The following is a 23,446-nucleotide window of genomic DNA, read 5'->3' on the forward strand; positions in this document are numbered from 1 at the left end:
GCGCTGCAATCTGTACCTGTTGTACGATGTAGCCATAGCGAAGAGAGAAAACTATGTTTGGTAAAGGTGGTTTGGGCAATTTGATGAAACAAGCCCAACAAATGCAGGATAAGGTGCAGAAAATGCAGGAAGAGATCGCCAATCTGGAAGTGACGGGTGAATCTGGTGCAGGTCTGGTTAAAGTGACTATCAATGGTGCTCATAATTGCCGTCGTGTTGAGATTGATCCAAGCCTGATGGACGATGACAAAGAGATGCTGGAAGACTTGATTGCAGCTGCATTCAATGACGCAGCCCGCCGCATTGAAGAAACTCAGAAAGAGAAAATGGCAAGCGTTTCCAGTGGGATGCAACTGCCACCAGGCTTTAAGATGCCATTCTGATGCAAACCAGTCCTCTCCTTGAATCCTTGATGGAAGCATTGCGCTGTTTGCCAGGAGTCGGCCCTAAATCTGCGCAGCGGATGTCTTTTCATCTGTTACAGCGTGATCGCAGTGGTGGAATGCGTTTGGCTCAGGCCTTGACAAGGGCAATGTCGGAAATTGGACACTGTAAATATTGCCGGACTTTTACCGAGCAGGAGCAGTGCACGATCTGCGCTAATCCACGCCGTCAGCAAAATGGTCAAATTTGTGTGGTTGAAAGCCCTGCGGATATTCATGCCATTGAACAAACCGGGCAGTTTGCTGGGCGCTACTTTGTGTTGATGGGGCATCTTTCTCCATTGGATGGCATTGGCCCGATGGATATTGGTTTGGATCGTCTTGAAGACCGTCTCTCCACTGAGGAGATTTCAGAGGTGATTTTGGCGACTAATCCGACAGTGGAGGGAGAGGCAACGGCCAATTATATCGCAGAAATATGTGTTCAGTATGGTGTAACAGCAAGCCGCATTGCTCATGGTGTACCGGTTGGTGGTGAGCTTGAAATGGTAGATGGTACAACTTTGTCGCATTCACTTGCTGGGCGGCAGAAAATTACTTATTGATTTTCTGTTAATGTCTTACCGTTTTATCTGGCTGGAAAAGAGTACGGTTGTATACCCTGCATAGATCAAATCGTAAAGACGTTGAGGCGCTGCATTTATGTGGCGCACGCCTATTAATTCATTCCGCTATGGTTATAACCTATTTAAATATCTAACTTATTCGCGTTATTTGATACTCTTTTGAATAATCAAACTTGAAACCCGGCTTATTTATCCCCATCTGCATACTATCGTCTAATTTTATCTGTCTGAACTGGATTTAGATTGAGGTAACAAATGAGTATGAAAGGTCAGGAAACCCGTGGATTTCAGTCTGAAGTAAAACAACTTCTGCAATTAATGATCCATTCACTTTATTCCAATAAAGAGATTTTCCTTCGTGAGTTAATCTCAAATGCTTCCGATGCGGCTGACAAATTACGTTTCCGCGCATTATCTGCACCAGAACTTTATGAAGGTGATGGTGAACTGCGCGTTCGCCTCTCTTTTGATAAAGAGAAGAGATCTATCACGATCAGTGATAATGGCATTGGTATGACCCGTGATGAAGTCATCGATAATCTTGGCACTATTGCTAAATCAGGAACAAAAGCTTTCCTGGAATCTATTGGTTCAGATCAGGCTAAAGACAGCCAGTTAATTGGTCAATTTGGTGTTGGTTTTTACTCTGCCTTTATTGTATCTGATAAAGTCACGGTACGTACCCGTGCTGCCGGTGCTTCAATTGATCAGGGCGTATTCTGGGAATCCGCTGGTGAAGGTGATTACACTGTCGCTGATATTGAAAAAGAAACTCGTGGTACAGAGATCACCCTTCATTTACGTGCAGGGGAAGATGACTTCCTGAATGACTGGCGTTTGCGTTCTGTTATCAGTAAATACTCTGACCATATTGCTCTGCCAGTTGAAATTGAAACTAAAAATAAGAGCGAAGAAGAGGGCGAAGAAGATACAGTAACCTGGGAAAAGATTAATAAAGCTCAGGCTTTGTGGACTCGTAGTAAATCTGAAATTACAGATGAAGAATATAAAGAGTTCTACAAACATATTTCCCATGATTTTACTGATCCGTTGATCTGGAGCCATAACCGCGTAGAGGGTAAACAGGAATATACCAGTATGCTCTATATTCCCTCTCAGGCTCCGTGGGATATGTGGAACCGTGAGCATAAGCACGGGTTGAAATTGTATGTCCAGCGCGTGTTTATCATGGATGACGCAGAACAGTTTATGCCAAACTATTTGCGCTTTGTTCGTGGCCTGATTGATTCCAATGATTTGCCGCTGAACGTTTCCCGTGAAATTCTGCAAGATAATTCTATTACCCGTAATTTACGTAATGCATTGACCAAACGTGCATTGCAGATGCTGGATAAGCTGGCGAAAGATGACGCAGAAAAATACCAGCAATTCTGGCAGCAGTTTGGCCTGGTGATGAAAGAAGGTCCGGCAGAGGATAATACGAATAAGGAAGCTATCGCTAAATTGTTGCGTTTTGCTTCTACTCATAATGACAGTTCTGCGCAAACAGTTTCTTTGGAAGAATATGTCAGTAGGATGACCGAAGGTCAGGATAAAATCTACTATATCACTGCGGACAGTTATGCTGCGGCGAAAAATAGCCCTCATCTGGAGCTGTTCCGTAAGAAAGGTATTGAAGTTCTGTTGTTGTCAGAGCGTATTGATGAATGGATGATGGGATACCTTACTGAGTTTGATGGTAAGAAATTCCAGTCAGTCAGTAAAGCTGATGAATCTCTGGATAAACTGGCAGATGAAGACAAAGCTGAGCAGGAAGAAATTGATAAACAGCTGGAACCGTTTGTTGAGCGTGTGAAAACATTACTTGGCGATCGGGTAAAAGAGGTTAAATTGACTCACCGTTTGACGGATACTCCGGCAATTGTGACAACAAATGCGGATGAAATGAGCACTCAGATGGCGAAATTGTTTGCGGCGGCGGGTCAACAAGTGCCGGATGTTAAATACAATTTTGAACTGAATCCTGATCATCAATTAGTAAAACTGGTTGCCGATATCAGTGATGAAGCTCAATTCTCGGATTGGGTTGAATTACTGCTCGATCAGGCATTATTTGCTGAACGTGGTACATTAGAAGATCCAAACCAGTTTATTCGCCGTATGAATCAGCTATTACTGTCTGAAAAAGCTTGATTTAATTATTTTCTGGTAACGATTGTAAACCACGCCTCTGATAGTGAGATGGGGCGTGGTTTATTTTTTGCAAAAAAATATCACGAAATCGTTTCCCTGTTTTCTTGAGCGAACCCCATTCCAGATGGTATGGTGACTCGTTTTCTTACAAATATAAAAACTAACTAGCAAGGGGATTTACGCAATGCGTATTATTCTGCTGGGCGCTCCGGGCGCCGGTAAAGGGACTCAGGCGCAATTTATCATGGAGAAATATGGGATCCCTCAAATTTCTACCGGTGATATGTTACGTACTGCGGTTAAGGCTGGCACAGAATTGGGCTTAAAAGCCAAAGAATTGATGGATAATGGCAAGCTGGTTACTGATGAACTGGTTATTGCTTTGGTAAAAGAGCGCATCAAACAAGATGACTGCCACAATGGCTTCTTGTTGGATGGGTTCCCTCGTACCATTCCTCAGGCTGATGCAATGAAAGAAGCCGGTATTCATGTTGATTATGTCCTGGAATTCGATGTTCCTGATGAACTGATTATTGAACGTATCATTGGACGCCGTGTACATGCGCCGTCTGGCCGTGTTTATCACATCAAATTTAATCCACCGTCAGTGGAAAACAAGGATGATGTTACTGGTGAAGAGCTGACTATTCGTAAAGACGATCATGAAGATATCGTGCGTAAACGTTTAGTTGAATATCATCAACAGACTGCCCCTCTGGTATCTTATTACCAGAAAGAAGCTGAAACAGGTGATACCCAATATTTCAGAATTGATGGTACTCGCAAGGTATCTGAAGTTAGCGAAGAATTAGTCAAAATTCTGGATTAATCAACCTTAGTGATGTTTAAAAGGCGGCTTATAAGCTGCCTTATCTTATTATTATTTCTTTACTGTTTCAGGTAAATCAGTTGGTTTTTATTTATTGTTCTAGTGGATAAACATGATTTTCATCTCTATTTTATTGTGTTAGGGTGCTCACCAGAGAAGACAATAGGGAGTCGGCATGATGAGCAGCAGTAAGTATGGCGTTTTATTAGTTAATCTTGGCACTCCTGATGAACCGACAACTGCGGCTATAAAACGTTACTTAGCTGAGTTTCTGAGCGATAAAAGGGTTGTCGATTTTTCCAGATTTATCTGGATTCCAATACTATATGGCGTTATTTTGCCTCTCCGCTCTTCACGTGTGGCAAAGTTGTACCAGAAAATCTGGACTGATGAAGGCTCTCCCTTGTTAGTATATAGCCGTCGTCAGCAGAAATTGCTGGCAGAAAAACTGGCAGCGATTCCTGTTGAATTGGGAATGAGTTATGGTTCTCCATCGCTTGAGCAGGCAATTGACAATCTGCTCAAACAGGGTGTTGAGCAATTGATTGTCTTGCCACTGTATCCTCAGTATTCCTGTTCTACATCTGCGGCTGTATTTGATGGTGTCAGCAAAGTATTGCAGAAATACCGCACTATCCCTGGAATTCACTTTATCCGTAGTTATGCTGACCATCCTGCTTATATTTCTGCATTGAAAGAGACTATTGAGCAGAGTTTCCATGAGCATGGCAAGCCGGACAGATTACTATTTTCCTACCATAGTATTCCACGGCGTTTTGTTGATACAGGTGATATTTATTCTGAACAGTGTGAGTTAACAACCCAGTTGCTAAAGCAAACAATTAACTATCCGGCAGAGCAGGTAATGATGACTTATCAATCGCGGTTTGGTCGTGAACCTTGGTTGACGCCATTCACTAATCAAACCATGAAATCATTACCTGATCAGGGAATAAAGCATATTCAGGTACTTTGCCCCGGCTTTTCGTCCGATTGTCTGGAAACGTTGGAAGAGATAAAACAGCAGAATAAAGAGATATTTCTTAATGCTGGTGGGCAGAAATGTGAATATATTCCTGCGCTTAACGACAATAGTAATCATATTTTTCTGCTGGAAGCGTTGGTGAGCGGGCTTGTCGGAAGCAAAACGAATAGTATATGCAATTAATCTATCATTAGGATTAAATGACTCTTTAATGATATATTCTCACGCGGGAGTCTATCTATCCGAGCTGTTTCGCCCGGTTTTTCAGGATATAAACTGACGGCTCTGTGGGATGATGTTTTGTAGAATAGTTAGCAACAGTCATATTTGAATTTGGACATAAATAATGAGTATTAAACCGATTAAAAGCACTAACTCCAGTGAAGAATATTTTAATTATTACAATTCAAAACAAGACGATGAAATTGATTTGTTTGAGTTATTCTCTGTTTTATTTCAATCAAAGTTATTGATTATTGCTGTTACTATCATTTTTGCTGTTATTGGTTTTACAGCAGCATCTCTTATGCCACAAAAATGGACCAGTTCAGCTTCAGTTATTCAACCTCAACTTGAAGAAATACAGCCACTTAAAAACATTCTGACTAAGTTAGAGGTTTTAAGTTTACAACCATCGGTAACTTCATCATCACTGTATGATAGTTTTTTAAATAATTTTAACTCACGTGTTTTACGAGAAGAATATCTGGTTAATACAGAATATTTTAAAAATCTGATAGCTGAATCAGATGATCATTCACCACTTGCAAAAAGAAAACTTATTGAAAAGATTGTAAATAGTAATATTTCATCTTCAAAAATGGAAAAAGATGATAGAAGTGGTGAAACTGAACTGACTTTCAGTGCCGGAACTGCTGAGGATGCATATAACCTGCTAAATGGCTATATCAGCTATGTGTCGTCTGTTGTCCATCAGCAGTTGGAAAGTGAATTGAGTGATATGGTAAAACAGAAGCTTGCCTACTCCGAAGGCTTGTATACAGTTGATTTGAACCGTGTTCATAATATACAGAGAGCTAATATTGAGCGATTGAAATATTCATTATCTATCGCCACTTCAGCGGGAATTAAAAAGCCTATTTCCAGCGAAGGGGCAATGATCAAAGACGATCCAGATTATTCCATTGCTTTGGGTGCTGATGCATTACAACGTAAGCTGCAAATTACCGAAGAGATCAAAGATCCATCTTTGATTGATGGTGATTTACGTAACCGCATGTTCTATATAAATGAACTTAAATCACTTAGAATAGATAAAGTTAACTTCCAGCCATTCAAATATATGCAGGCTCCTTATGAACCAACGGCGAAAGATTCGCCTAAGCGTCTGCTTATTCTGGTAGGCAGTGCCTTTATCGGTTTGATCTTGGCGGTAATATTTGTTCTGATTCGTCACGTGGCGCGCAGTCGTCAGCAGCAAGTGGCTTAATCTCTCTGGCAGCGGGTGTCGCAATGACACTTGCTGCCTGTCAGTTTTTATTGTGCTAACATGCTGCATCTTTTCGCGTTATAGCATCAATCAAATATGAAATTCCCTGGTAAACGTAAATCAAAACACTATTTTCCCGTCAGTCTGCGTGATCCTTTACTCCAGCCAATTAAAGAAATGATGGATGGTGAGAATAACCGAGCTTATATTGTTGGTATCGATCAGACATTAGTAGATATTGAGGCGAAAGTAGACGAAGATTTTATCCGGCGTTATCACCTCAGCCAGGGACACTCATTAGTTATTGAAGATGATGTAGCTGAAACCTTGTATAGAGAACTGACGGATAACAATCTTATCAGCCACGAATTTGCCGGTGGCACGATCGGTAATACTTTACATAATTATTCAGTGCTGGCTGATGATCGTTCCGTCTTACTGGGCACGATGTGTAACAACATTCAGATTGGCAGCTATGCTTACCGCTACTTATGTAACACCTCCAGCCGAACTGATCTAAATTATTTACAAGGTGTGGATGGCGCAATTGGCCGCTGTTTTACGCTGGTAACAGAAAATGGTGAACGGACTTTTGCCATTAGTCCTGGACAAATGAACCAACTAAAACCGGAGAGTATTCCTGAGCAGATTATCGCTGAAGCTTCAGCCTTGGTATTGACTGCTTATTTGGTTCGTTGCAAGCCAGGGGAACTAATGCCAGAAGCAACAATGAAGGCCATCGAATATGCGAAAAAACACAGTGTACCTGTCGTTCTGACTTTGGGGACAAAATATGTTATTGCTGATGATCCACAATGGTGGCGCGATTTCCTGGTTGAGAATATTTCTGTTCTGGCAATGAATGAAGATGAAGCTTATGAGCTTACTGGTTTCAGTGATCCATTATTGGCGTCAGATATGGCTCTGGATTGGGTTGATTTGGTTTTGTGTACCGCTGGTCCTGCGGGATTATATATGGCGGGATATACGGAAAAAGACTATAAGCGTCAGACAACTCACCCATTGCTACCAGGTGCTATTGCTGAATTTAACCGTTATGAATTCAGCCGCGCTATGCGTAAATCTGATTGCCAAACCCCAATGAAAGTTTACTCCCATATTGAACCTTATATGGGCGGGCCAGAAAAAATTATGAATACCAATGGTGCAGGTGATGGTGCTTTATCTGCGTTACTGCATGATATAACCGCCAACAACCATCACAGAATGAATGTGCCTAATTCCAGTAAGCATATTCGTACTTACCTGACATATTCATCACTTGCCCAGGTTTGTAAATATGCAAACAGAGTGAGTTATCAGGTATTGAGTCAGCACTCACCACGATTAAGCCGTGGTTTACCAGAAAAAGAAGATAGTCTGGAAGAGTCTTACTGGGAACGGTAATTATTAAATAATATTAGCTTATTATATTCATCACTGCGTAATTTAATACGGCTGTAGCTTACAGCCGTATTTTTTTTCTAAACGGAATAGATTACACTGATCACTAACACGTTACGCATTATAATTCTGGTTTGAATCTACTGACTTCCGGAATAACTGTTCTTAAACGGGACAGAGATTATCTTATGAAACTCGTGATATAATAAATGTATAACAAAAATAACAATTCCGTAACTTCATAAAATCTTTATTATGAGACTACCAATATAAACAATGAGATGATTTAAAATGTCTGCGAAATACGTAATTATTACACGCTTTCCATTAAAAAAACAAACTGATACTCATAAGTTCAACACATTGAAAAATAAAAATAATAAAAAATATTTTATTTCAGATGAACAAGGAATTAATGAATTATTAGAACTTCGTTCTTTTTCATCAATTGATGAAATAAGCGAAAGTGAAAACGAATTAGAGTCGGCATTTGAGAGTTTTTCTTCAATCTTGAGCGGAGATATTTGCCGTGAATTGGTAAAATTTGTTGAAGCGCCAATTGACTCAGAAGATGAACTTCCTATTACGGAGTATATTCAACTTCGTCATGTAGAAGTACCAGCAGAAAATTATAAACAATACCGTCAATGGCGTGAAGAGACAATCTTTAATGTGGTACGGGAAAATAAAGATAAGATTATCAGTTTTGAAGCCTACCATTCTCTGATTAGTGGTCAACCTGGTGTTATGTTTATTTCGGCATTTAATGTAGATAAAGAAAGCTATTTAGAGGTGTTTACCAATGAACGTTATCGGAATATTATCCAGCAAGCTGGGGATAACTACATTACAGGAGGAAATGGTGGTCTTTATACTCGTATTTATCGTTCTATTTCTTGATGTTTTAAAATCTGGTAACGAAAATGAAAAACACAGCAGCGTGTAAAAAAATAGTCGTTGTAGGGGACAAGTTTAATGCATTTGCCAATGGTAAAGATGTCGTTACCATTAGCCAATTGGATCTTATTACACAAATCCCTGCTCATATTATTGATACAAAGAAGCAGTTTATTGTTGGTCAGGGAGTAAGATATGATTTTGCAGAAAAAGTATTAGATAATCAGAAGAGAAACCAGTGCCATAATAACGAAATAGATTTGACTACTTTGCAACAGTTAACCGTTTCGAGGAAAAATGAATACTCACATAAGAAAATAACACATAATACGGTGATAGGTGTTGCAGAGAAAGTGAATGAAAATTTATTTTCTTTACCACTGTTAATTGATGAACGTTGTGAATTAATGGCTGACCATCAAACAGGGCAACATATTCAAGGGATGATTTTAGTTGAGGCTTGTCGTCAGACTTTTATAGCTGTGACAGAAGAGTTTTATATGTCAGATAAAGTAGGACAGTCTTATTATGTTATCAATGACATGAATATAAAATTTTCAAACTTTTTATTCCCTTTACCAGCAGTAGTTAATTATGAATTGGTAGAAGAAGATATTAACGATCGCCGTTCCCGTTTTAAAGCTAATATTCATATCTCACAACATACAACACTTTGTGCATCTATGGCTGTTTCCTTCACGGTTTATCCAGAAAAAGTGATCAGCAAAAAAGAAGCAGCAATGGCTAACGAAATCACTAAGGCTATTTTGCAGACTCAAAACATAAGCACACAAGCTGTTGAGGGGAATGTATATGCCTGAAAAATACGGTCAAACTTATAATCTGGCCGTCACTACGCAGGGGCCTCTTTATCCCCCTGCTGAGGTGGTGGATATTCACGGGAATTTTGTCGTGGTCGGTCAGATTCCCTCTGATGATGGTATTCGTTGGGGCTGTGCAATTGTGAATCAGAACAGTCCGTTGCCACCTTATGGACAGGTTGAACCATATAATATTGTTCAGAATCTTGATGAACAGTCAAAAGACTATCTGGTAAAAATCACCTTATATACATTGCCATTACCGCTACCGATGAATAACTATCCTATGATATTTGCTCCAGAGCAGCGACCAGAAGCAGCTCGAGATCAGCGACCAAGCAGGCCATTACATGAAGGATATATTGCTGATTTCCGAGCTTCTGATGGACGACGTAAGCTGCAACCTATCACATTGTGGGATTGGATGAAGGCTAAGGGGACTCTGACGGTAACTCTGAGTAAAGACAAGCGCAGTGCACGCTTTGATTTTACCTTTAAGCATCTGGTACCACACAGTGTTTATACTGTTATGAGTCTGCGTGAACGAGATCTGGCTCTTGAGAAACCTAGTCGTCCAGGGCCGCTCGGAATACCTAACGTTTTTGTTACTGATGCTGAAGGGAACGCAGAATATTGGGCAGAATTATCTAATCCATTCCCCTCAGGGGGAAAGGAGCGTAACCGTATTATCAACATTGTTGTTCTTTTTATGAGTTGTCAGCAAAGTTTTGGCGGTGCGATAGGTTTATATGGTTTGGGGGGGGATATCCATGCTCATCTAAAATTACCTACTGCTTCTTTCAGTGAATTCACTACTTTTTAAATAATTACAACACCAAGAAAAATAACTACAAGAATGTAATTAAACAGATTTTTTAACTAAAATCCTATCAAAAAATTTATTAGGAGAGTAGGAACTGTGAAGCGAATAGCCGCTTTTTTCGATGTTGATGAAACTTTGATAAAAATGAAAAGTATGTTTCATTTTTATCAATTTTGGTGCCATTGTCGCCAACGTCAGCATGAATATAATGCATTTAATGAGCGGTTTATAACTGCTCTTTCTCAGGGAGCTAAAAGAGAAGAATTAAATCGTATGTATTATCGGCAACTCAGTGGAGTTTATATAGATGAGTTGTATCAAGAGGGTGAGAATTGGTTTAATAAGTTTCTTAAAAAGGATGAGATTTATATTTCGTCAGCAATAGATGCGTTTTATAAACATCAGACTTATGGTCATTTAACAGTATTTATCTCCGGCTCCATGTTGCCTTTATTAAAGCCATTGGGACGGCATTTGGGAGTGGATGTTATTCTGTGTACGCAATTATTGTTAAATAAAGAAGGAAAACTAACAGGAGAGATAGATGAACCACAAACCATAGGAGAAGGAAAGAAAAAAGCATTAATTCCCTTTTCATACAGCCAACATATTGATCTGGAAAATAGCTTTGCTTATGGCGACGACCTTTCTGATGTATCGATGTTAGAGGCTACAGGAAATCCGGTTTGCGTTGGTGATAATACAAATCTGGCCGCATATGCTCGAAGGAATAATTGGGAAATTCTTACTGAAAGTGCCCATATTTATTGAAGAATATTATGAAAATTGAAAAGAATGATAATTATAAAAACCACGTAGAGTAACATATTAGTAAGGAAAACAAGATGAAAATGGGTAAAGAATTAACCGAACATGGTCGCTCTATTATGGAGTCATTAGAGCCAGGTTTGGCAGATCGAGTAATGGGAAGTTTAGCAGAACTGGATGCAGACTTACCATTTTTGATTACTGATTATGCCTTTGGTGCAGTTGTGGGACGTGAAGGTTTGGATCTTAAAACGCGTGAGATGCTCTCAGTAGCCTCTTTGATTACTTTAGGTAATGCTCAGCCTCAATTAGAACTGCATATGCGTGCTGCACTTAATGTAGGAGTCACAGAGAAAGAGTTATTGGAGATTGTAATCCAGATGGCTGTGTACGCTGGTGTTCCCGCCTGCATGAATGGGCTAACTGCGTTCCGTGCAGCTATAGCTCAAAGAAATGCACTGAAGAGTGAAACAGGAGGGAAATCATGAGAGACGTTGTTGTTGTTGCTGCTAAACGTACGGCAACGGGTAGTTTCCGGGGTTCGCTAGCTGATCAACCAGCAACTTTTCTTGGCAGTACGGTCATCCGTGCCTTGCTAGCAGAAAGTGGTGTTGCTGCACGAGATATTGAACAGGTCATTATGGGGCAAGTGCTGACGGCCGGTTGTGGACAAAATCCAGCGCGGCAAACTGCATTGCGAGCGGGGTTACCAGTTACTATCCAAGCTATGACAATTAATAAGGTCTGTGGTTCAGGTCTGAAAGCTGTTCATTTGGGTATGCAAGCGATCCAGAGTGGTGAAGCGGAGATAGTTATTGCTGGTGGGCAGGAGAACATGTCTCTGGCTCCTCACATTCTACCCATGTCTCGACAAGGGATTCGTCTCGGCCACTGTGAACTGAAAGATAGTTTGGTACATGATGGCCTTTGGGATGCTTTTCATCATTTTCACATGGGAGTAACAGCAGAAAATGTTGCAAAGCAATTTAATATAACACGTGCTCAGCAGGATGAATATGCGCTTCTATCACATCACCGGGCTGTTCATGCTCAACAGGCGGGGTATTTTAATGACGAGATTGTTGCTGTTGAGATAGCAGGAAGAAAGGGAGAAACTCTCCGTTTCGTACAAGATGAGGGGCCACGGGAGACTAGCATAGAAAAATTATCTTCTCTGAAGCCTGTCTTTCAGAAAGAAGGGACAGTTACCGCTGGTAATGCATCTTCCCTGAATGATGGTGCTGCGGCAGTGTTATTATGTAGCCGCGAGAAAGCAGAAAGTCTAAATTTACAGCCATTGGCTACTTTGGGCGGCTTTGCCAATACAGGTATTGAGCCCGAGCTCATGGGAGTGGCTCCCATTGAAGCGATACACCAGTGTATATTAAAACAGCAATGGAAGCCTGAGGATGTTGATGTACTTGAGTCAAACGAGGCATTTGCTGCGCAGGCTTTGGCTGTGCTTTCTTCGTGTGGTGTTCCATCTGAGCGTGTCAATCCTTATGGTGGTGCTATTGCTTTAGGACATGCCATCGGTGCTTCTGGATGCCGCATTCTTGTGACGTTAATCCATAACTTGAGACGGAACCGTTTGCAGAATGGTATCGCTGCGCTGTGTATTGGCGGTGGTGAAGGAGTGGCTTTGGCGGTCACTTGTTCATAATGAGTATGAGCAAGGTACTTAAAATCAATCTCTTCTTTCACCATGCTTTTCGCGGGAAGCTCCTTCCTTTCAGGTCGTAGGTATCTACACATCGCCGAACTGATCCAACACACTTGCGGCTAGCCGGGTCAGTTCCTCATCCTTCAGTCGGGTAACTATTAGCCTGACCCGGAGCAGCGAACCTGACTGCACTTTTAGCTTTTTTCCGGTTTCTTCATTGATACGTTTCGGTTTGGCCGCTCGCGTTATCGTTATTTGGGCTTCACTCACCGCCAGACTCGTCTTCCTGCCTTTGTAATCCACTTGTCTGGTCACGTGAAAAAACAGGCTTTCTGCCACCTGACCGAGTTTTTGCGTTTCGCCTTGATATTCAACCCGGAGGCCCTCTTTTCCCCGGATTAACCACCGAAATCCCTGCGAACTGAGCTGACGCAGATGGCTCACCGAATCGCCTTCCCGGCCAATCACATGAATCAATGTCTTGCCCAGTTCCAGGGCTTCAATCTGGCTGATACTGGTCGTCACCGCATCCAAATGCGTTTCCTGGGGAAGCCGGTTCTCATCCAGCGTCAAGTGATATCCAGTATTATCCGTCAGTGACTGCGCCACCAGGAAATTGGCAGACCGGAAGCGGCATCAACCAGCAGACTGGTTTGCAAGTCATAGCCGATATCTCGGGTATGCGTCATCTGAAGACGATGGGCTTTATACAGCAGCTACCCATCAGATTTTGAGAGAACGGGGGACAGTATATTTCCATTTTCCCAAGCCCCCCTAGAAAACAAACAACTAATTATTGTAGATTGTTATTTCGCCGGTAATCCCTTAGATATAAACCACGAAGTAATCATCCCCTGCCCTAAAAGTACCCCTGCAATGGTGATAATTATTCCAATAATTTGCGCTAAACTTGGAATATCCCCCATTGCTACTTGTATACCAAGAGCAAAAATTGGAACGAAATTGAAAAATATCGCTGTTTTTCCTGGTCCTCTAGTAGCAATGCCTATATTCCAAAAAAGATAGGCAAAAACGGAACCGGCGATCCCCATATAGACACTCGCCAGATGACTTTCAAGTTTTCCTGAGAATAATGAAGGAACCGGTGATTCAATGAAAATGGCAATAATAGCCAATATCACAGTACCAAAAAGCATCGTCCAACTAGTTGTTTCGAGAGGAGTAGCGCCTGTAACAAACGTGCGGGTTCCCACTGTGTAAATTGCCCAACCGAGGCTACCCGCTAAAATGATTAAGTCACCAGATGCTGTATGAATTGCTCCGCCAGAAAACAATTGACCATTGGTGATAACTAACGCTACACCAAATAGACTAATCGTCATCCCGTACACGCGGATAAGATCTGGAAAACGGCGATTCATTATGGCTTCCAGAATATTGGCAGAAATTGGGGTTGTCGCCATTATTAATGCAGCAGTGACAGGGCTGGAGCTTTGCAGGCCAACGAACAAAGCCCCATTGAAGCCGGCGACGCCAATCGTTCCAAGACTAATGAATGCGAGAAGGTTTTGTCTCAGTACCTTACCGTGAATACCGCCCTTAAGGACCATAAAGATAAAAATAGCTAAGACAGCGAAGACAAAACGTTCAACAGATGCAGTCCATGGAGGTAAGCTGCTGAGAGCGAGTTTTGTTGCCTGAAAATTGGAGCCCCAAAAGAAGGTTGCAAATAGAGTCAGAATGACGGCTAGCTGTGGTGTGACCCGCATAACAATGACCTTATTTTTCCAATTGATACCATAATGGAGCATCAAGACGCATATATGATACATGCGCAGTCGAATTTGTACTGAGAACAAAGCATACAGCTTCTGAAACATCTTTTGGTGTAAGCATTCTTCTCAATTTTTCATCAGGGAAAACACCCGCATTACCTAAATTGCGACGAAAGTTGGTATCGACTTTGTCCACTTGCAACGACGTCACTCGTATATTTCTGGGAAGGCCCCACGCGCGTAATCCTCCTGTATAGCCCTCTACTGCAAACTTTGATGCTGAGTATGAGAGTAGATTCGGATTGTAGTCTACTCCCCATACGGAAGATATATTCACAATATCAGAGCGCTCTTTTCCTTGTAAGTACGGTAAAGCGGCTTGGGTTATTTGAAACATACCTTTTACGTTAATATCAAATGTGTCTTCCCATTCTTCGGGTGACGCAGTGAGTGGATCTCCCCCGTAGCAAATACCTGCCACATTAATCAGTGTGTCTATTGAACCAAATGTTTCCACTGCGGTTTGAATAGCTTGGGTGCAACTATTGGCATCCCGTATGTCGAACTGAAGGGGGACTAAACGAGCTGAATCGCTGTCACTACCGTGAGTATTAATTGATGTGATGTCTCCAGCAGCTACAAAATGACCTGCTTGCAGGAGATCCTGAACCAATGAAGATCCAATACCTCCACCAGCACCAGTAATAAATATTTTTCTTTTCTTCATCATAATGGCCTCTCATATCATATTAAATAAGTAGACTTAGTCAGGATGGGGATTGGATGTGTGGTGGTTAACTCATTTCCAATTAACTCATCAATGCTGGTCTCAGAGTAAGCAACAAGTACTTTTGACTGCCATTATTTATTGAACGACAATGACAGTCTAAGAATGAACGATTCGACATTCAATATATGCAGAAATGACCGTTGGTATATTGAATATCAAAAAAACGTCATGCATTAAACTCGTTTACTTTTATCAAGATAATTGTGGCATATATCAAATATGAAAGATGTAGATAATATTGGAATTCAACTTTCCAAAAATGGAAGCAGCATTGAGCAGTCTCTTGTTTGGGATGATATACGTGTATTCTTGGCAGTGGCTCGAACTGGTACCATAAGTAGGGCTGCGGATCTTCTCAAGATAGGAGTTGCAACTGTATCCAGAAGAATTGAACGACTTGAAGCAACTTTTGGGATGCCATTGTTTCTCCGCCATCAAGCTGGTTATCGACTAACAGAAGACGGAACTGAACTTCTGGGAAAAGCGAAAAGTATGGAGATGGCAGCAAATACATTGTTGCTTGAGGCGGATACACGCATGGAAATTTCGGGAAAAGTTCGAATTGCTACTACGGAGACCCTCGCAAACAGTTTAATAATTCCTAGTTTGCCAAGCTTACAGAAAAATTATCCGGATCTAACATTGGAGATCATTACAGATATTCGTACTGTCAATTTACATCGTCGCGACGCTGACTTGGCACTTCGCATAATTAGGCCAGAGAGAGGGCATGTAACTATTCGTCAATTAGGCATCTTAGGATTTGGTCTTTATGGAAGTGAAGATTACCTGGCAACTCATTCATCAGGAGCACTTAGAGGAGAATATGAAAATGATAACTTTATTGGGTGGACAGATGATCAATCTCAACTCTTTACATTCAAATGGGTTGAACAAATGCTCAAAGGCCGTCCACTTTCTGTAGCCACAACTTCCCTTTCTGCTCAAATTTCTGCTGTAAAAGCAGGCTTGGGATTGGCAGTACTTCCACATTTTGTCGCCAACGCGGCGGGTTTCATATGTGTTTCAAGTAATTTGGGCATAGATCAACCTTTATGGCTGGTAATTCAAGCAGATTTAGCGCATTCCCTCAGGATAAGAAAAGTTGCAGACTTTCTGGCAGATACAGTGTTTCTAAATAGGGCAAAACTTTTAGGGCAAGATGAGACCAAACCTTTCAAGTAATGTAAACTTCATTGGCAAGAGTCACTTAGAACAATAGACAGGCTGCTCATTGCAATTTTGTTCATAAAAAATTAATGACAGCCTGACTGGCTGCGATATGGTGCGAAATTAAAAATAACAGCGTAAGAAATACCTATACATAAAGGCTGTTTGTTTCCCTATATTAATATTGTTGTTTTATCAGAGCATATATATCGAAACATTGTCTGGGTCATTAATTTTTTGGAGAAAGAGCAAGCAACTTTTGGGTTATATGCAACACATTATCACGATGTTCATTACTACGTATTACCAAATAGATATCAATGTTCAGCTGCTCATTGTCTGACTTATCTAACTTGCGATAGCACAGGCCCTCGCGCATTGATACACACATTGACTGTGGCATCAGTGCCATTCCTTTCCCTCTGGCTATATTAGCCAGCATGATCAATGAATCATCAGGTTTTGGTATTCGTTTCAAAGGAAATGGCAACTGTTGAAAATAGGTTTCGCATTTACCGTAGAAGCCAGGATTCGCTCTACGTGAAAACCAATATAAAGGTAAATCAGCTACATCCTGTAATAAGACTCGCTCTTTAAGGCTTGCAGGATGGAAAGATGGAAGAGCTAGCATTAATGGTTCACGATAAAGCCAGTAAAAACTGAATTCCTGTAAATGGCTAAGAGGTTTTTCACCTACTAAGGCAATATCCAACTTCCCATTTCCTAGCATTTGCAGTAATTGTTTTGAGACCAACTGATGAGAGGATATGACATTTGTATCGTCTAGTAACTTAAAGACAGGATAAATGGAAGGAATGAGGTTGGAATCTAACGTACGTGTGATTCCAATTTTTACCGTACAACTTTCTCTACTTATTTCTCTGACCAAATTAGTCAATTGATTTATAAGTTCTCTAGCTTTTTTTTCAAATTGAACGCCCACTTCAGTCAAATAAACTTGGTGAGTATTTCGGGTAAATAAAGAACAATCGAGCATTTCTTCTAAGCACTGGATTTGCCGAGTCAATGGGGGTTGAGTCATGAGCATCCGTTCAGCAGCCCGGCGAAAGTTTAATTCATGAGCAACAGCAAGGAAGCATTGTAATTGTTTAATTGTAGGGAGTTTTCCATTTAAATAATTCATTTTTATATTTCAACACCGTTTTCAATATTTAATAAGAGCGAAGCGATTATAGTGAGCGGTATTAGCTTAACCTTATCTATGTACTATATTTAAGAAAGGTAATTCCACTTTGTTATTAATTAAAATACATTAACTATTAAATTAATTAAATGGGCGAATTTACTTAACATGGCAGTAGTCGTGGAACAATAAATTTTGTCAATTAAAGACGCCGTAGTATTGCCACTATGATGGGACATATTGATGTTAATGTTTTTATCAAATACTTAATTTGATTTAATTAAATTTTTTATGCTATGCATTTGCATTTATTCTTCCATATGAAAGGTTAAAACTACCGACTTTAGTCGGCCAGCTTTAGCTGAGGTAGAGTGTTGCATGGGAGGTGCAACATGGATTACAGATACGATAGTCACACAGTATTTCAGATTGAATATCATTTTGTGTGGGTAACGAAATACAGGCACAAAGTGCTAACAGGTGAAGTAGCGATATGGGTGTCCGAGTGAGTTCGTCAGATATGTGAAGCATTTGAAATCAGGATATTAAAAGGGGTAGTGAGCAAAGCTCATGTTCACATACTGGTGAGTAGTCCCCCCAACATTAGCCCCCTCAGAAATCCTGAGGAGACTGAAGGGAAGGACGGCGAGTAAGTTGTTTGAAGAGTTTTCTCCTGTGAAGAAGCACTACTAGGGCCAGCATTTTTGGGGCAGAGGCTATTTTTGTGCGATGGTGGATCAGTTAACGGAAGAGATGATAAAGGCTTATCTGGAGCATCATTTTGAACCGAACCCGGATGATAACTTCAGGATGGACAATTGAAGCATCGTTCAGCCGATGCGTATCCGGATTTTCAGTCCGTTAATCATTAACCTACCGACTTTAGTCGGTGGTTGTTGAGTTGAATTTATCACCTTAATCTTACTACTTATTTTAGAGGGGATTATCTAAAGGTGAATCTTAACTAAAATCACAATTTTAAAAATTCTTAGTGGCTGATCTTTCAATTATTGATTTCACTAATTAGAATCAAAATAATCGGATAGGAATTATTCCTTTTTTAGTTATATATGACTAATAATTTATAAAGATCATTCAGAGAAATATTTATTCTCTATTGTAATTATTTGACTTTTCTGCCGATATTGGTACAGGTTTTTAGTCTCGTTTGTTGTTGAATTGAAGCCATTGAGATCATTAACATTATAACAAAAGATGAAGTTAATAGCTGCTAAGAGAAAATAAAGCATTTAATAACTATAGTTTCATATTGTTAACTTTAGAAAAATAATTATATGATGGGGTTTTTACTAAGGATTTTATATATGGCTTGAATGGTGAATTATTGTCTAAAGATATTATCATGGGTTATTTTTATTTATATTAAAATTGACGGAATGGTGATTGTCGGCTTAGCCATTTCATGGATGATAAATATCTTTTTGGTATTGGTTAATAGTTGGAAGGAGAAAGTAATAGCATTTAATGACCATGATTTTATATTGTTAATTTGAAAAAAAAGAAGTATATGATAGAACTTGTACCAAGTATTTCCTATATACACTTTGAATGATAAATTATTATCTAAGGATATTATGAGTAGTTATTATGATTATGTGAAAATTGCCGGTATGTTGACAATGGTCTTAATGATGCCTGGGCCGACAAATACCCTTTTAGTCTTGTCTGGATATTCACATGGTTTTATTAGCACACTCAGGCTGATATTGGCTGAGATGTTGGGTTATCTAACAGCAATTAGTTTATGGGGGTTATTGTTATCCATAACTCCTCAGACTTTCATATGGTTGATATTAGTTTTAAAGCTTTGTGCTTCAACATACATTGCTTATCTGGCTTTTAAAGTCTGGCATTTTTCATTAAGCAAAAATGGGGTGAAGGTCTGTTTCAACGTTGTATTATTTACCACTTTGCTTAATCCCAAAGCTTTTGTCTTTGCTACATATGTATTGCCTTTTACTGCGTTCACTCAGTGGGTAGATTATATTTTTTCCATGACGACTTTTGTTTGTGCATTGTTACCCGTTTCCCTGATTTGGACGGGGGTGGGAAAAATATTATATCGGGAAGGGCAGGAAGTTGGTCGTTTAAAACCTAATCTATTTTATCGTTTTGCTTCTTTAGTACTATCTGTTTTCTCATTCTCAATGTTTTACTCCTCAATCAAGGGTATTTTATATCTCTGATGTAATATTGAGATTTGATATTGTTTTCCTATTAGTTTTTCAAAAAAGAAATTTATTCAAAAAGATACTGGAGACTGTCGAATTCGTGTTTGATTTTCTCTGCTTTAAAAATTGAGTAAAATGGGTCATGGGATATCTCATATGATAAAAGTCATGACCCAGCTCGGTTATGGATGGGAAATTATTCCATTATTAGCGGCATTTCCTCAAAGCGATGAAGAAAATGGTGATACGGGGGGATCAGCCGGATAACCTTGTTCACTGTTTACCAGCACATTTGCCATTGTTTTAGCAATTTCGTGTTCGCCAATAATGACATGGCTGGCTCCACGCTCCGTGATATAGGTAACTTCGTCATCATAGTCAGCACGGACAATAATATTAATATCCGGGCGGATTTCTCTTGCGCTGGCGACAATCTCACCTGCTTCATAACCATTAGGGATTGTCAGTAATAGGGAACAAGCACAGTCCAGGCGTGCCAGTGACATAATATCTGTGCTGGCGGCGTTACCCATGACCGCACTGATACCTTGTTCACCCAGTTCCTCAAATTTGGCTCTAGTATTTTCAATCACAACCAGAGGGAACCCGTTTTCTTGCAAGCGTTGGCATAGCAGGCTACCAGTGCGTCCGTAGCCGACAACGATAGTGTGACCACAGATATTAACAGGAATTTGCGTCTCTTCTTCCAGGGTTTCTTCCAATAGTTGTTCTTCAATTGTTTCTGTTTTTTCCAGATAACGGTCCAGCAGGCTAAACAGAACTGGGTTCAGCATGATAGAAACAATCGCACCAGCCAGAACAAGGTTACGGGCATTTCCGTCAAGTAGGCCAAGTGCAACGCCAAGACCCGCCAGAATAAAGGCAAATTCACCGATTTGTGCCAGACTGACCGAAATCGTCAGCGCAGTACGGCGTGAATGACCGAACATCTTTACCAGCAACATTGCAGCGGCAGATTTACCGATAATAATAATTGCCAGCGTTGCCAGTATTTCGAGTGGTTGCTGAATCAGTACCATCGGATCAAACAGCATACCAACGGATACGAAGAACAGAACAGCGAAAGCATCTCTGAGTGGCAATGTATCTTGAGCAGCCCGGTGGCTGAGTTCTGATTCGTTCAGTACCATACCGGCGAAGAATGCACCCAGCGCGAATGAGGCATCAAATAGTGTAACGGCGCCATAAGCGATACCCAGAGCGATAACCAGTACGGCAAGGGTAAATAGTTCTCTGGAGCCGGTACTGGCGGTTTTTGCCAGTACCCACGGAATTAGACGGCGACCAACAACGATCATCAGCAGAATAAACGCGATAACTTTTCCGACGGTAATGGCGAGTTCCATAAATAACTGCCCGGCATTGGCTTCCTGATTACCCAGAATACCGGCAGCCGCAGGCAGTAATACCAGCGTCAGTACCATCGCCAGATCTTCAACAATCAGCCAGCCGATAGCTATCTGACCGCGCTGGCTATCGATCAGTTGACGCTCTTCCAGCGCTCGTAACAGAACGACAGTACTGGCAGTTGATAGACAGAGACCAAAGACGATACCGCTAACTAATTCCCAACCCAGTATTGCCGATAGCCCGACACCAAGTAGTGTTGCTACCAGTATTTGTGCAATAGCGCCGGGGATAGCAATGGATTTTACTGCCAGCAGATCTTTGAGTGAAAAATGCAGTCCGACGCCAAACATTAATAAGATAACACCAATTTCGGCCAGTTCCGGTGCCAGTGATGCATCAGCGACAAAGCCGGGGGTGAAAGGACCCGCGAGTACACCGGCGGTAAGATAACCAACCAGTGGTGAGATTTTCAGACGTTGTGCCAGCATACCAAGCAGATAAGCGAGGACGAACCCGCCAACGAGAGTGGTGATAAGTGGTGTCGAATGCTCCATTAAGACTCCTTCTTGCTGAGGCTATTAAATAGCATAGTGAAGAGGTAGGTGTAACCGTATTTTATAGATAATTCGAGGTAAATTCGCTAAAAAAATGAATAAAACATCAAAAAATATGGATTGAAAGGATTAAATTACCCGTAACATCGATTTGTATTGATTTGTTTGAACATTTATGAGGTATATAAAGGTTATTCCCACATAAAAAATAACTTTTATGTGGGGCTGTTTGGCAATTTTTCTAGTTCTTATCTTCTATATTAGGTAATAATGCGGTAAATACTCCAAGTAACGGCAGAAAAGCACAGATCTGATAAACCAGTTCAATACTTGTCCTGTCCGCAATGTAACCCAATACCGCGGCGCCAATACCTCCCATACCAAAAGCCAGTCCGAAAAACAGGCCGGATACCATCCCGGTTTTACCCGGAATAAGCTCCTGAGCATATACCAGGATTGCAGAAAACGCGGATGCCAGAATCACACCAATGATCACTGACAGCATGCTTGTCCAGTACAGAGAAGCATAAGGCAGAATCAATGTAAAAGGTGCAACGCCAAGGATTGATATCCAGATAACGTATTTTCTGCCGATTTTATCACCAAGAGGTCCGCCAATGATGGTCCCAGCCGCAACTGCGAATAAAAAGATGAACAGATGAAGCTGGGCGTTTTGTACGGAAATGCCAAACTTGTGCATTAAGTAAAAAGTGTAATAGCTGCTGATACTGGTGAGATAAAAATATTTGGAAAATACTAAGATCAACAGAATAGTCAGAGAACCGATCACTGTTTTTCTTGATAAAACTTTAACAACAGGGACGGTTTTGGCTTGATTTTTTTTGGTATGATTTTGGGTCTTATACCATTTACTGACCTGCAACAGCACGACAATTCCTAGTAACGCAGCCAGAGAGAACCAGCCGACGTTGCCTTTACCATAAGGTGCGATAAACGCAGCTGCCAGCAAAGGCCCGAGGGAAGTGCCAAAATTACCGCCGACTTGAAAAAGAGATTGAGCCAGCCCGTGGCGACCACCGGATGCCATGCGTGCTACGCGCGACGATTCAGGGTGGAATACCGAAGAGCCGGTGCCAACTAATGCAGACGCTAATAAGATTATTGGGAAACTGTTAGCATAGGCCAGCAGTAACAGACCTGATAAGGTAAAGCTCATCCCAATGGGTAATGAATAGGGCTGTGGATGTTTATCAGTATAAAGACCTATCAGCGGTTGTAATAAAGACGCAGTAATCTGATAGGTTAACGTGATCATGCCGATTTGCACGAAACTCAGGTTGAATTCTGATTGCAGTAAAGGATAAATCGCCAGAATCAACGATTGGATCATATCATTCAACAAGTGTGAAATACTGATCGCACCAAGAATAGTAAAAACGGTATGCTTGGTTTTTCTTGCATGAGGTGGAACTATGGTGGTGTTGCTCTGTTCGCTCATATTAACTGCCAGCCTATCTTATTTGGGAGTAAGTTCATTGGTTATTTGTTGCACTTAAATATATATTAGGCTGATAGTTGATTTTTTACTATCCCAGATAATAGTTTGATAAGATGCTCGAAAAGATGAAACGAATCATCTTCTAATAATCGCATAGAGTGACCTATCCCATAGAATGATCAGTTAATCCGGCCTTGTTAGCTTCTGAAGCTGTTTTTGCATGGCAA

The 23,446-nt window shown here is 40.8% G+C and carries 21 protein-coding genes and 1 pseudogene; 16 read left to right on the forward strand and 6 right to left on the reverse strand.

The genetic code is table 11. The features are described from left to right. The first annotated feature begins 53 nt into the window (after window positions 1-53). From VY86_RS02915 to VY86_RS02975, 13 genes are all read left to right on the forward strand, one after another. On the forward strand, window positions 54-383 hold the full coding sequence (locus VY86_RS02915; protein ID WP_046973864.1) for a YbaB/EbfC family nucleoid-associated protein: 330 nt from the start codon (window positions 54-56) through the stop codon (window positions 381-383). Beyond that, entirely contained in the window at window positions 383-988 is a 606-nt protein-coding gene (gene recR / locus VY86_RS02920) for a recombination mediator RecR (RefSeq protein WP_046973865.1), read from the forward strand. Before VY86_RS02915 ends, recR begins: the two co-directional genes overlap by 1 nt. A 282-nt stretch (window positions 989-1,270) precedes the next feature. After that, a complete protein-coding gene (gene htpG / locus VY86_RS02925; RefSeq protein ID WP_193386978.1) occupies window positions 1,271-3,163 on the forward strand; it encodes a molecular chaperone HtpG in 1,893 nt (630 codons plus the stop codon). Window positions 3,164-3,347: 184 nt separating this feature from the next. Beyond that, entirely contained in the window at window positions 3,348-3,992 is a 645-nt protein-coding gene (gene adk / locus VY86_RS02930; protein WP_021323839.1) for an adenylate kinase, read from the forward strand. A 178-nt stretch (window positions 3,993-4,170) separates the two neighbouring features. After that, window positions 4,171-5,160, forward strand: a complete 990-nt coding sequence (gene hemH, locus VY86_RS02935; protein WP_046973867.1) for a ferrochelatase — start codon at window positions 4,171-4,173, stop codon at window positions 5,158-5,160. Window positions 5,161-5,323: 163 nt separating this feature from the next. Next, window positions 5,324-6,427: an LPS O-antigen length regulator Wzz(fepE) gene (gene wzz(fepE) / locus VY86_RS02940; RefSeq protein ID WP_046973868.1), complete on the forward strand. Its 1,104-nt coding sequence runs from the start codon at window positions 5,324-5,326 to the stop codon at window positions 6,425-6,427. Window positions 6,428-6,523: 96 nt separating this feature from the next. Continuing rightward, the gene (locus tag VY86_RS02945) at window positions 6,524-7,834 is read left to right on the forward strand and encodes an inosine/guanosine kinase (protein ID WP_046973869.1); all 1,311 of its coding nucleotides are present in this window, start codon (window positions 6,524-6,526) and stop codon (window positions 7,832-7,834) included. Between the two features lie 288 nt (window positions 7,835-8,122). After that, the gene (locus VY86_RS02950) at window positions 8,123-8,731 is read left to right on the forward strand and encodes a hypothetical protein (RefSeq protein ID WP_046973870.1); all 609 of its coding nucleotides are present in this window, start codon (window positions 8,123-8,125) and stop codon (window positions 8,729-8,731) included. A 23-nt stretch (window positions 8,732-8,754) separates the two neighbouring features. Beyond that, entirely contained in the window at window positions 8,755-9,549 is a 795-nt protein-coding gene (locus VY86_RS02955) for an AfsA-related hotdog domain-containing protein (protein ID WP_046973871.1), read from the forward strand. Then, a complete protein-coding gene (locus VY86_RS02960) occupies window positions 9,542-10,372 on the forward strand; it encodes a hypothetical protein (protein WP_046973872.1) in 831 nt (276 codons plus the stop codon). Before VY86_RS02955 ends, VY86_RS02960 begins: the two co-directional genes overlap by 8 nt. Before the next feature lie 96 nt (window positions 10,373-10,468). Further along, entirely contained in the window at window positions 10,469-11,143 is a 675-nt protein-coding gene (locus tag VY86_RS02965) for an HAD family hydrolase (protein ID WP_046973873.1), read from the forward strand. A gap of 74 nt (window positions 11,144-11,217) precedes the next feature. Next, window positions 11,218-11,628: a carboxymuconolactone decarboxylase family protein gene (locus tag VY86_RS02970; protein ID WP_046973874.1), complete on the forward strand. Its 411-nt coding sequence runs from the start codon at window positions 11,218-11,220 to the stop codon at window positions 11,626-11,628. Continuing rightward, the gene (locus VY86_RS02975) at window positions 11,625-12,803 is read left to right on the forward strand and encodes an acetyl-CoA C-acetyltransferase (protein WP_046973875.1); all 1,179 of its coding nucleotides are present in this window, start codon (window positions 11,625-11,627) and stop codon (window positions 12,801-12,803) included. The genes VY86_RS02970 and VY86_RS02975 overlap by 4 nt, the downstream gene beginning before the upstream one ends. 84 nt (window positions 12,804-12,887) lie before the next feature. Here VY86_RS02975 and VY86_RS02980 read toward each other — a convergent pair whose 3' ends face one another. The 3 genes from VY86_RS02980 to VY86_RS22900 all read right to left on the reverse strand — a co-directional run bounded on the left by VY86_RS02980 (window position 12,888) and on the right by VY86_RS22900 (window position 15,269). Beyond that, on the reverse strand, window positions 12,888-13,412 hold the full coding sequence (locus VY86_RS02980) for a hypothetical protein (protein WP_158019896.1): 525 nt from the start codon (window positions 13,410-13,412) through the stop codon (window positions 12,888-12,890). Window positions 13,413-13,609: 197 nt separating this feature from the next. Next, entirely contained in the window at window positions 13,610-14,533 is a 924-nt protein-coding gene (locus VY86_RS02985) for a DMT family transporter (protein WP_046976683.1), read from the reverse strand. Between the two features lie 10 nt (window positions 14,534-14,543). Beyond that, complete coding sequence (locus VY86_RS22900; RefSeq protein WP_158019897.1) at window positions 14,544-15,269, reverse strand: SDR family oxidoreductase; 726 nt, start codon at window positions 15,267-15,269, stop codon at window positions 14,544-14,546. A gap of 279 nt (window positions 15,270-15,548) precedes the next feature. Here VY86_RS22900 and VY86_RS02995 point away from each other — a divergent pair, with 279 nt between their 5' ends. Then, on the forward strand, window positions 15,549-16,514 hold the full coding sequence (locus VY86_RS02995; RefSeq protein ID WP_046973876.1) for a LysR family transcriptional regulator: 966 nt from the start codon (window positions 15,549-15,551) through the stop codon (window positions 16,512-16,514). Between the two features lie 214 nt (window positions 16,515-16,728). Here VY86_RS02995 and VY86_RS03000 read toward each other — a convergent pair whose 3' ends face one another. Continuing rightward, window positions 16,729-17,643, reverse strand: coding sequence for a LysR family transcriptional regulator (locus tag VY86_RS03000; protein WP_046973877.1), 915 nt, complete (start codon window positions 17,641-17,643; stop codon window positions 16,729-16,731). 392 nt (window positions 17,644-18,035) lie between these two features. Between VY86_RS03000 and tnpA the strand changes: the two are divergent. Beyond that, a pseudogene (tnpA, locus tag VY86_RS22905) lies at window positions 18,036-18,465 on the forward strand (IS200/IS605 family transposase). Between the two features lie 773 nt (window positions 18,466-19,238). Continuing rightward, window positions 19,239-19,850: a LysE family translocator gene (locus VY86_RS03010; RefSeq protein ID WP_046973879.1), complete on the forward strand. Its 612-nt coding sequence runs from the start codon at window positions 19,239-19,241 to the stop codon at window positions 19,848-19,850. A gap of 206 nt (window positions 19,851-20,056) precedes the next feature. Here VY86_RS03010 and ybaL read toward each other — a convergent pair whose 3' ends face one another. Together ybaL and VY86_RS03020 are read right to left on the reverse strand one after the other, a co-directional pair. Next, window positions 20,057-21,760: a YbaL family putative K(+) efflux transporter gene (gene ybaL, locus VY86_RS03015; protein ID WP_046973880.1), complete on the reverse strand. Its 1,704-nt coding sequence runs from the start codon at window positions 21,758-21,760 to the stop codon at window positions 20,057-20,059. A 241-nt stretch (window positions 21,761-22,001) separates the two neighbouring features. Beyond that, entirely contained in the window at window positions 22,002-23,219 is a 1,218-nt protein-coding gene (locus VY86_RS03020; protein ID WP_046973881.1) for an MFS transporter, read from the reverse strand. Between the last annotated feature and the right edge of the window lie 227 nt (window positions 23,220-23,446).

It is taken from the genome of Photorhabdus thracensis, assembly GCF_001010285.1.
GTDB lineage: Bacteria > Pseudomonadota > Gammaproteobacteria > Enterobacterales > Enterobacteriaceae > Photorhabdus > Photorhabdus temperata.

Bases quoted from the DNA above. Each gene is read 5' to 3' on its own strand.
- VY86_RS02915 (WP_046973864.1), top strand. From the start codon at position 54: ATGTTTGGTAAAGGTGGTTTGGGCAATTTGATGAAACAAGCCCAACAA.
- recR (WP_046973865.1), top strand. From the start codon at position 383: ATGCAAACCAGTCCTCTCCTTGAATCCTTGATGGAAGCATTGCGCTGT.
- htpG (WP_193386978.1), top strand. From the start codon at position 1,271: ATGAAAGGTCAGGAAACCCGTGGATTTCAGTCTGAAGTAAAACAACTT.
- adk (WP_021323839.1), top strand. From the start codon at position 3,348: ATGCGTATTATTCTGCTGGGCGCTCCGGGCGCCGGTAAAGGGACTCAG.
- hemH (WP_046973867.1), top strand. From the start codon at position 4,171: ATGAGCAGCAGTAAGTATGGCGTTTTATTAGTTAATCTTGGCACTCCT.
- VY86_RS02945 (WP_046973869.1), top strand. From the start codon at position 6,524: ATGAAATTCCCTGGTAAACGTAAATCAAAACACTATTTTCCCGTCAGT.
- VY86_RS02950 (WP_046973870.1), top strand. From the start codon at position 8,123: ATGTCTGCGAAATACGTAATTATTACACGCTTTCCATTAAAAAAACAA.
- VY86_RS02955 (WP_046973871.1), top strand. From the start codon at position 8,755: ATGAAAAACACAGCAGCGTGTAAAAAAATAGTCGTTGTAGGGGACAAG.
- VY86_RS02960 (WP_046973872.1), top strand. From the start codon at position 9,542: ATGCCTGAAAAATACGGTCAAACTTATAATCTGGCCGTCACTACGCAG.
- VY86_RS02970 (WP_046973874.1), top strand. From the start codon at position 11,218: ATGAAAATGGGTAAAGAATTAACCGAACATGGTCGCTCTATTATGGAG.
- VY86_RS02975 (WP_046973875.1), top strand. From the start codon at position 11,625: ATGAGAGACGTTGTTGTTGTTGCTGCTAAACGTACGGCAACGGGTAGT.
- VY86_RS02985 (WP_046976683.1), bottom strand. From the start codon at position 14,533: ATGCGGGTCACACCACAGCTAGCCGTCATTCTGACTCTATTTGCAACC.
- VY86_RS22900 (WP_158019897.1), bottom strand. From the start codon at position 15,269: ATGATGAAGAAAAGAAAAATATTTATTACTGGTGCTGGTGGAGGTATT.
- VY86_RS02995 (WP_046973876.1), top strand. From the start codon at position 15,549: ATGAAAGATGTAGATAATATTGGAATTCAACTTTCCAAAAATGGAAGC.
- VY86_RS03000 (WP_046973877.1), bottom strand. From the start codon at position 17,643: ATGAATTATTTAAATGGAAAACTCCCTACAATTAAACAATTACAATGC.
- VY86_RS03010 (WP_046973879.1), top strand. From the start codon at position 19,239: ATGAGTAGTTATTATGATTATGTGAAAATTGCCGGTATGTTGACAATG.
- ybaL (WP_046973880.1), bottom strand. From the start codon at position 21,760: ATGGAGCATTCGACACCACTTATCACCACTCTCGTTGGCGGGTTCGTC.
- VY86_RS03020 (WP_046973881.1), bottom strand. From the start codon at position 23,219: ATGAGCGAACAGAGCAACACCACCATAGTTCCACCTCATGCAAGAAAA.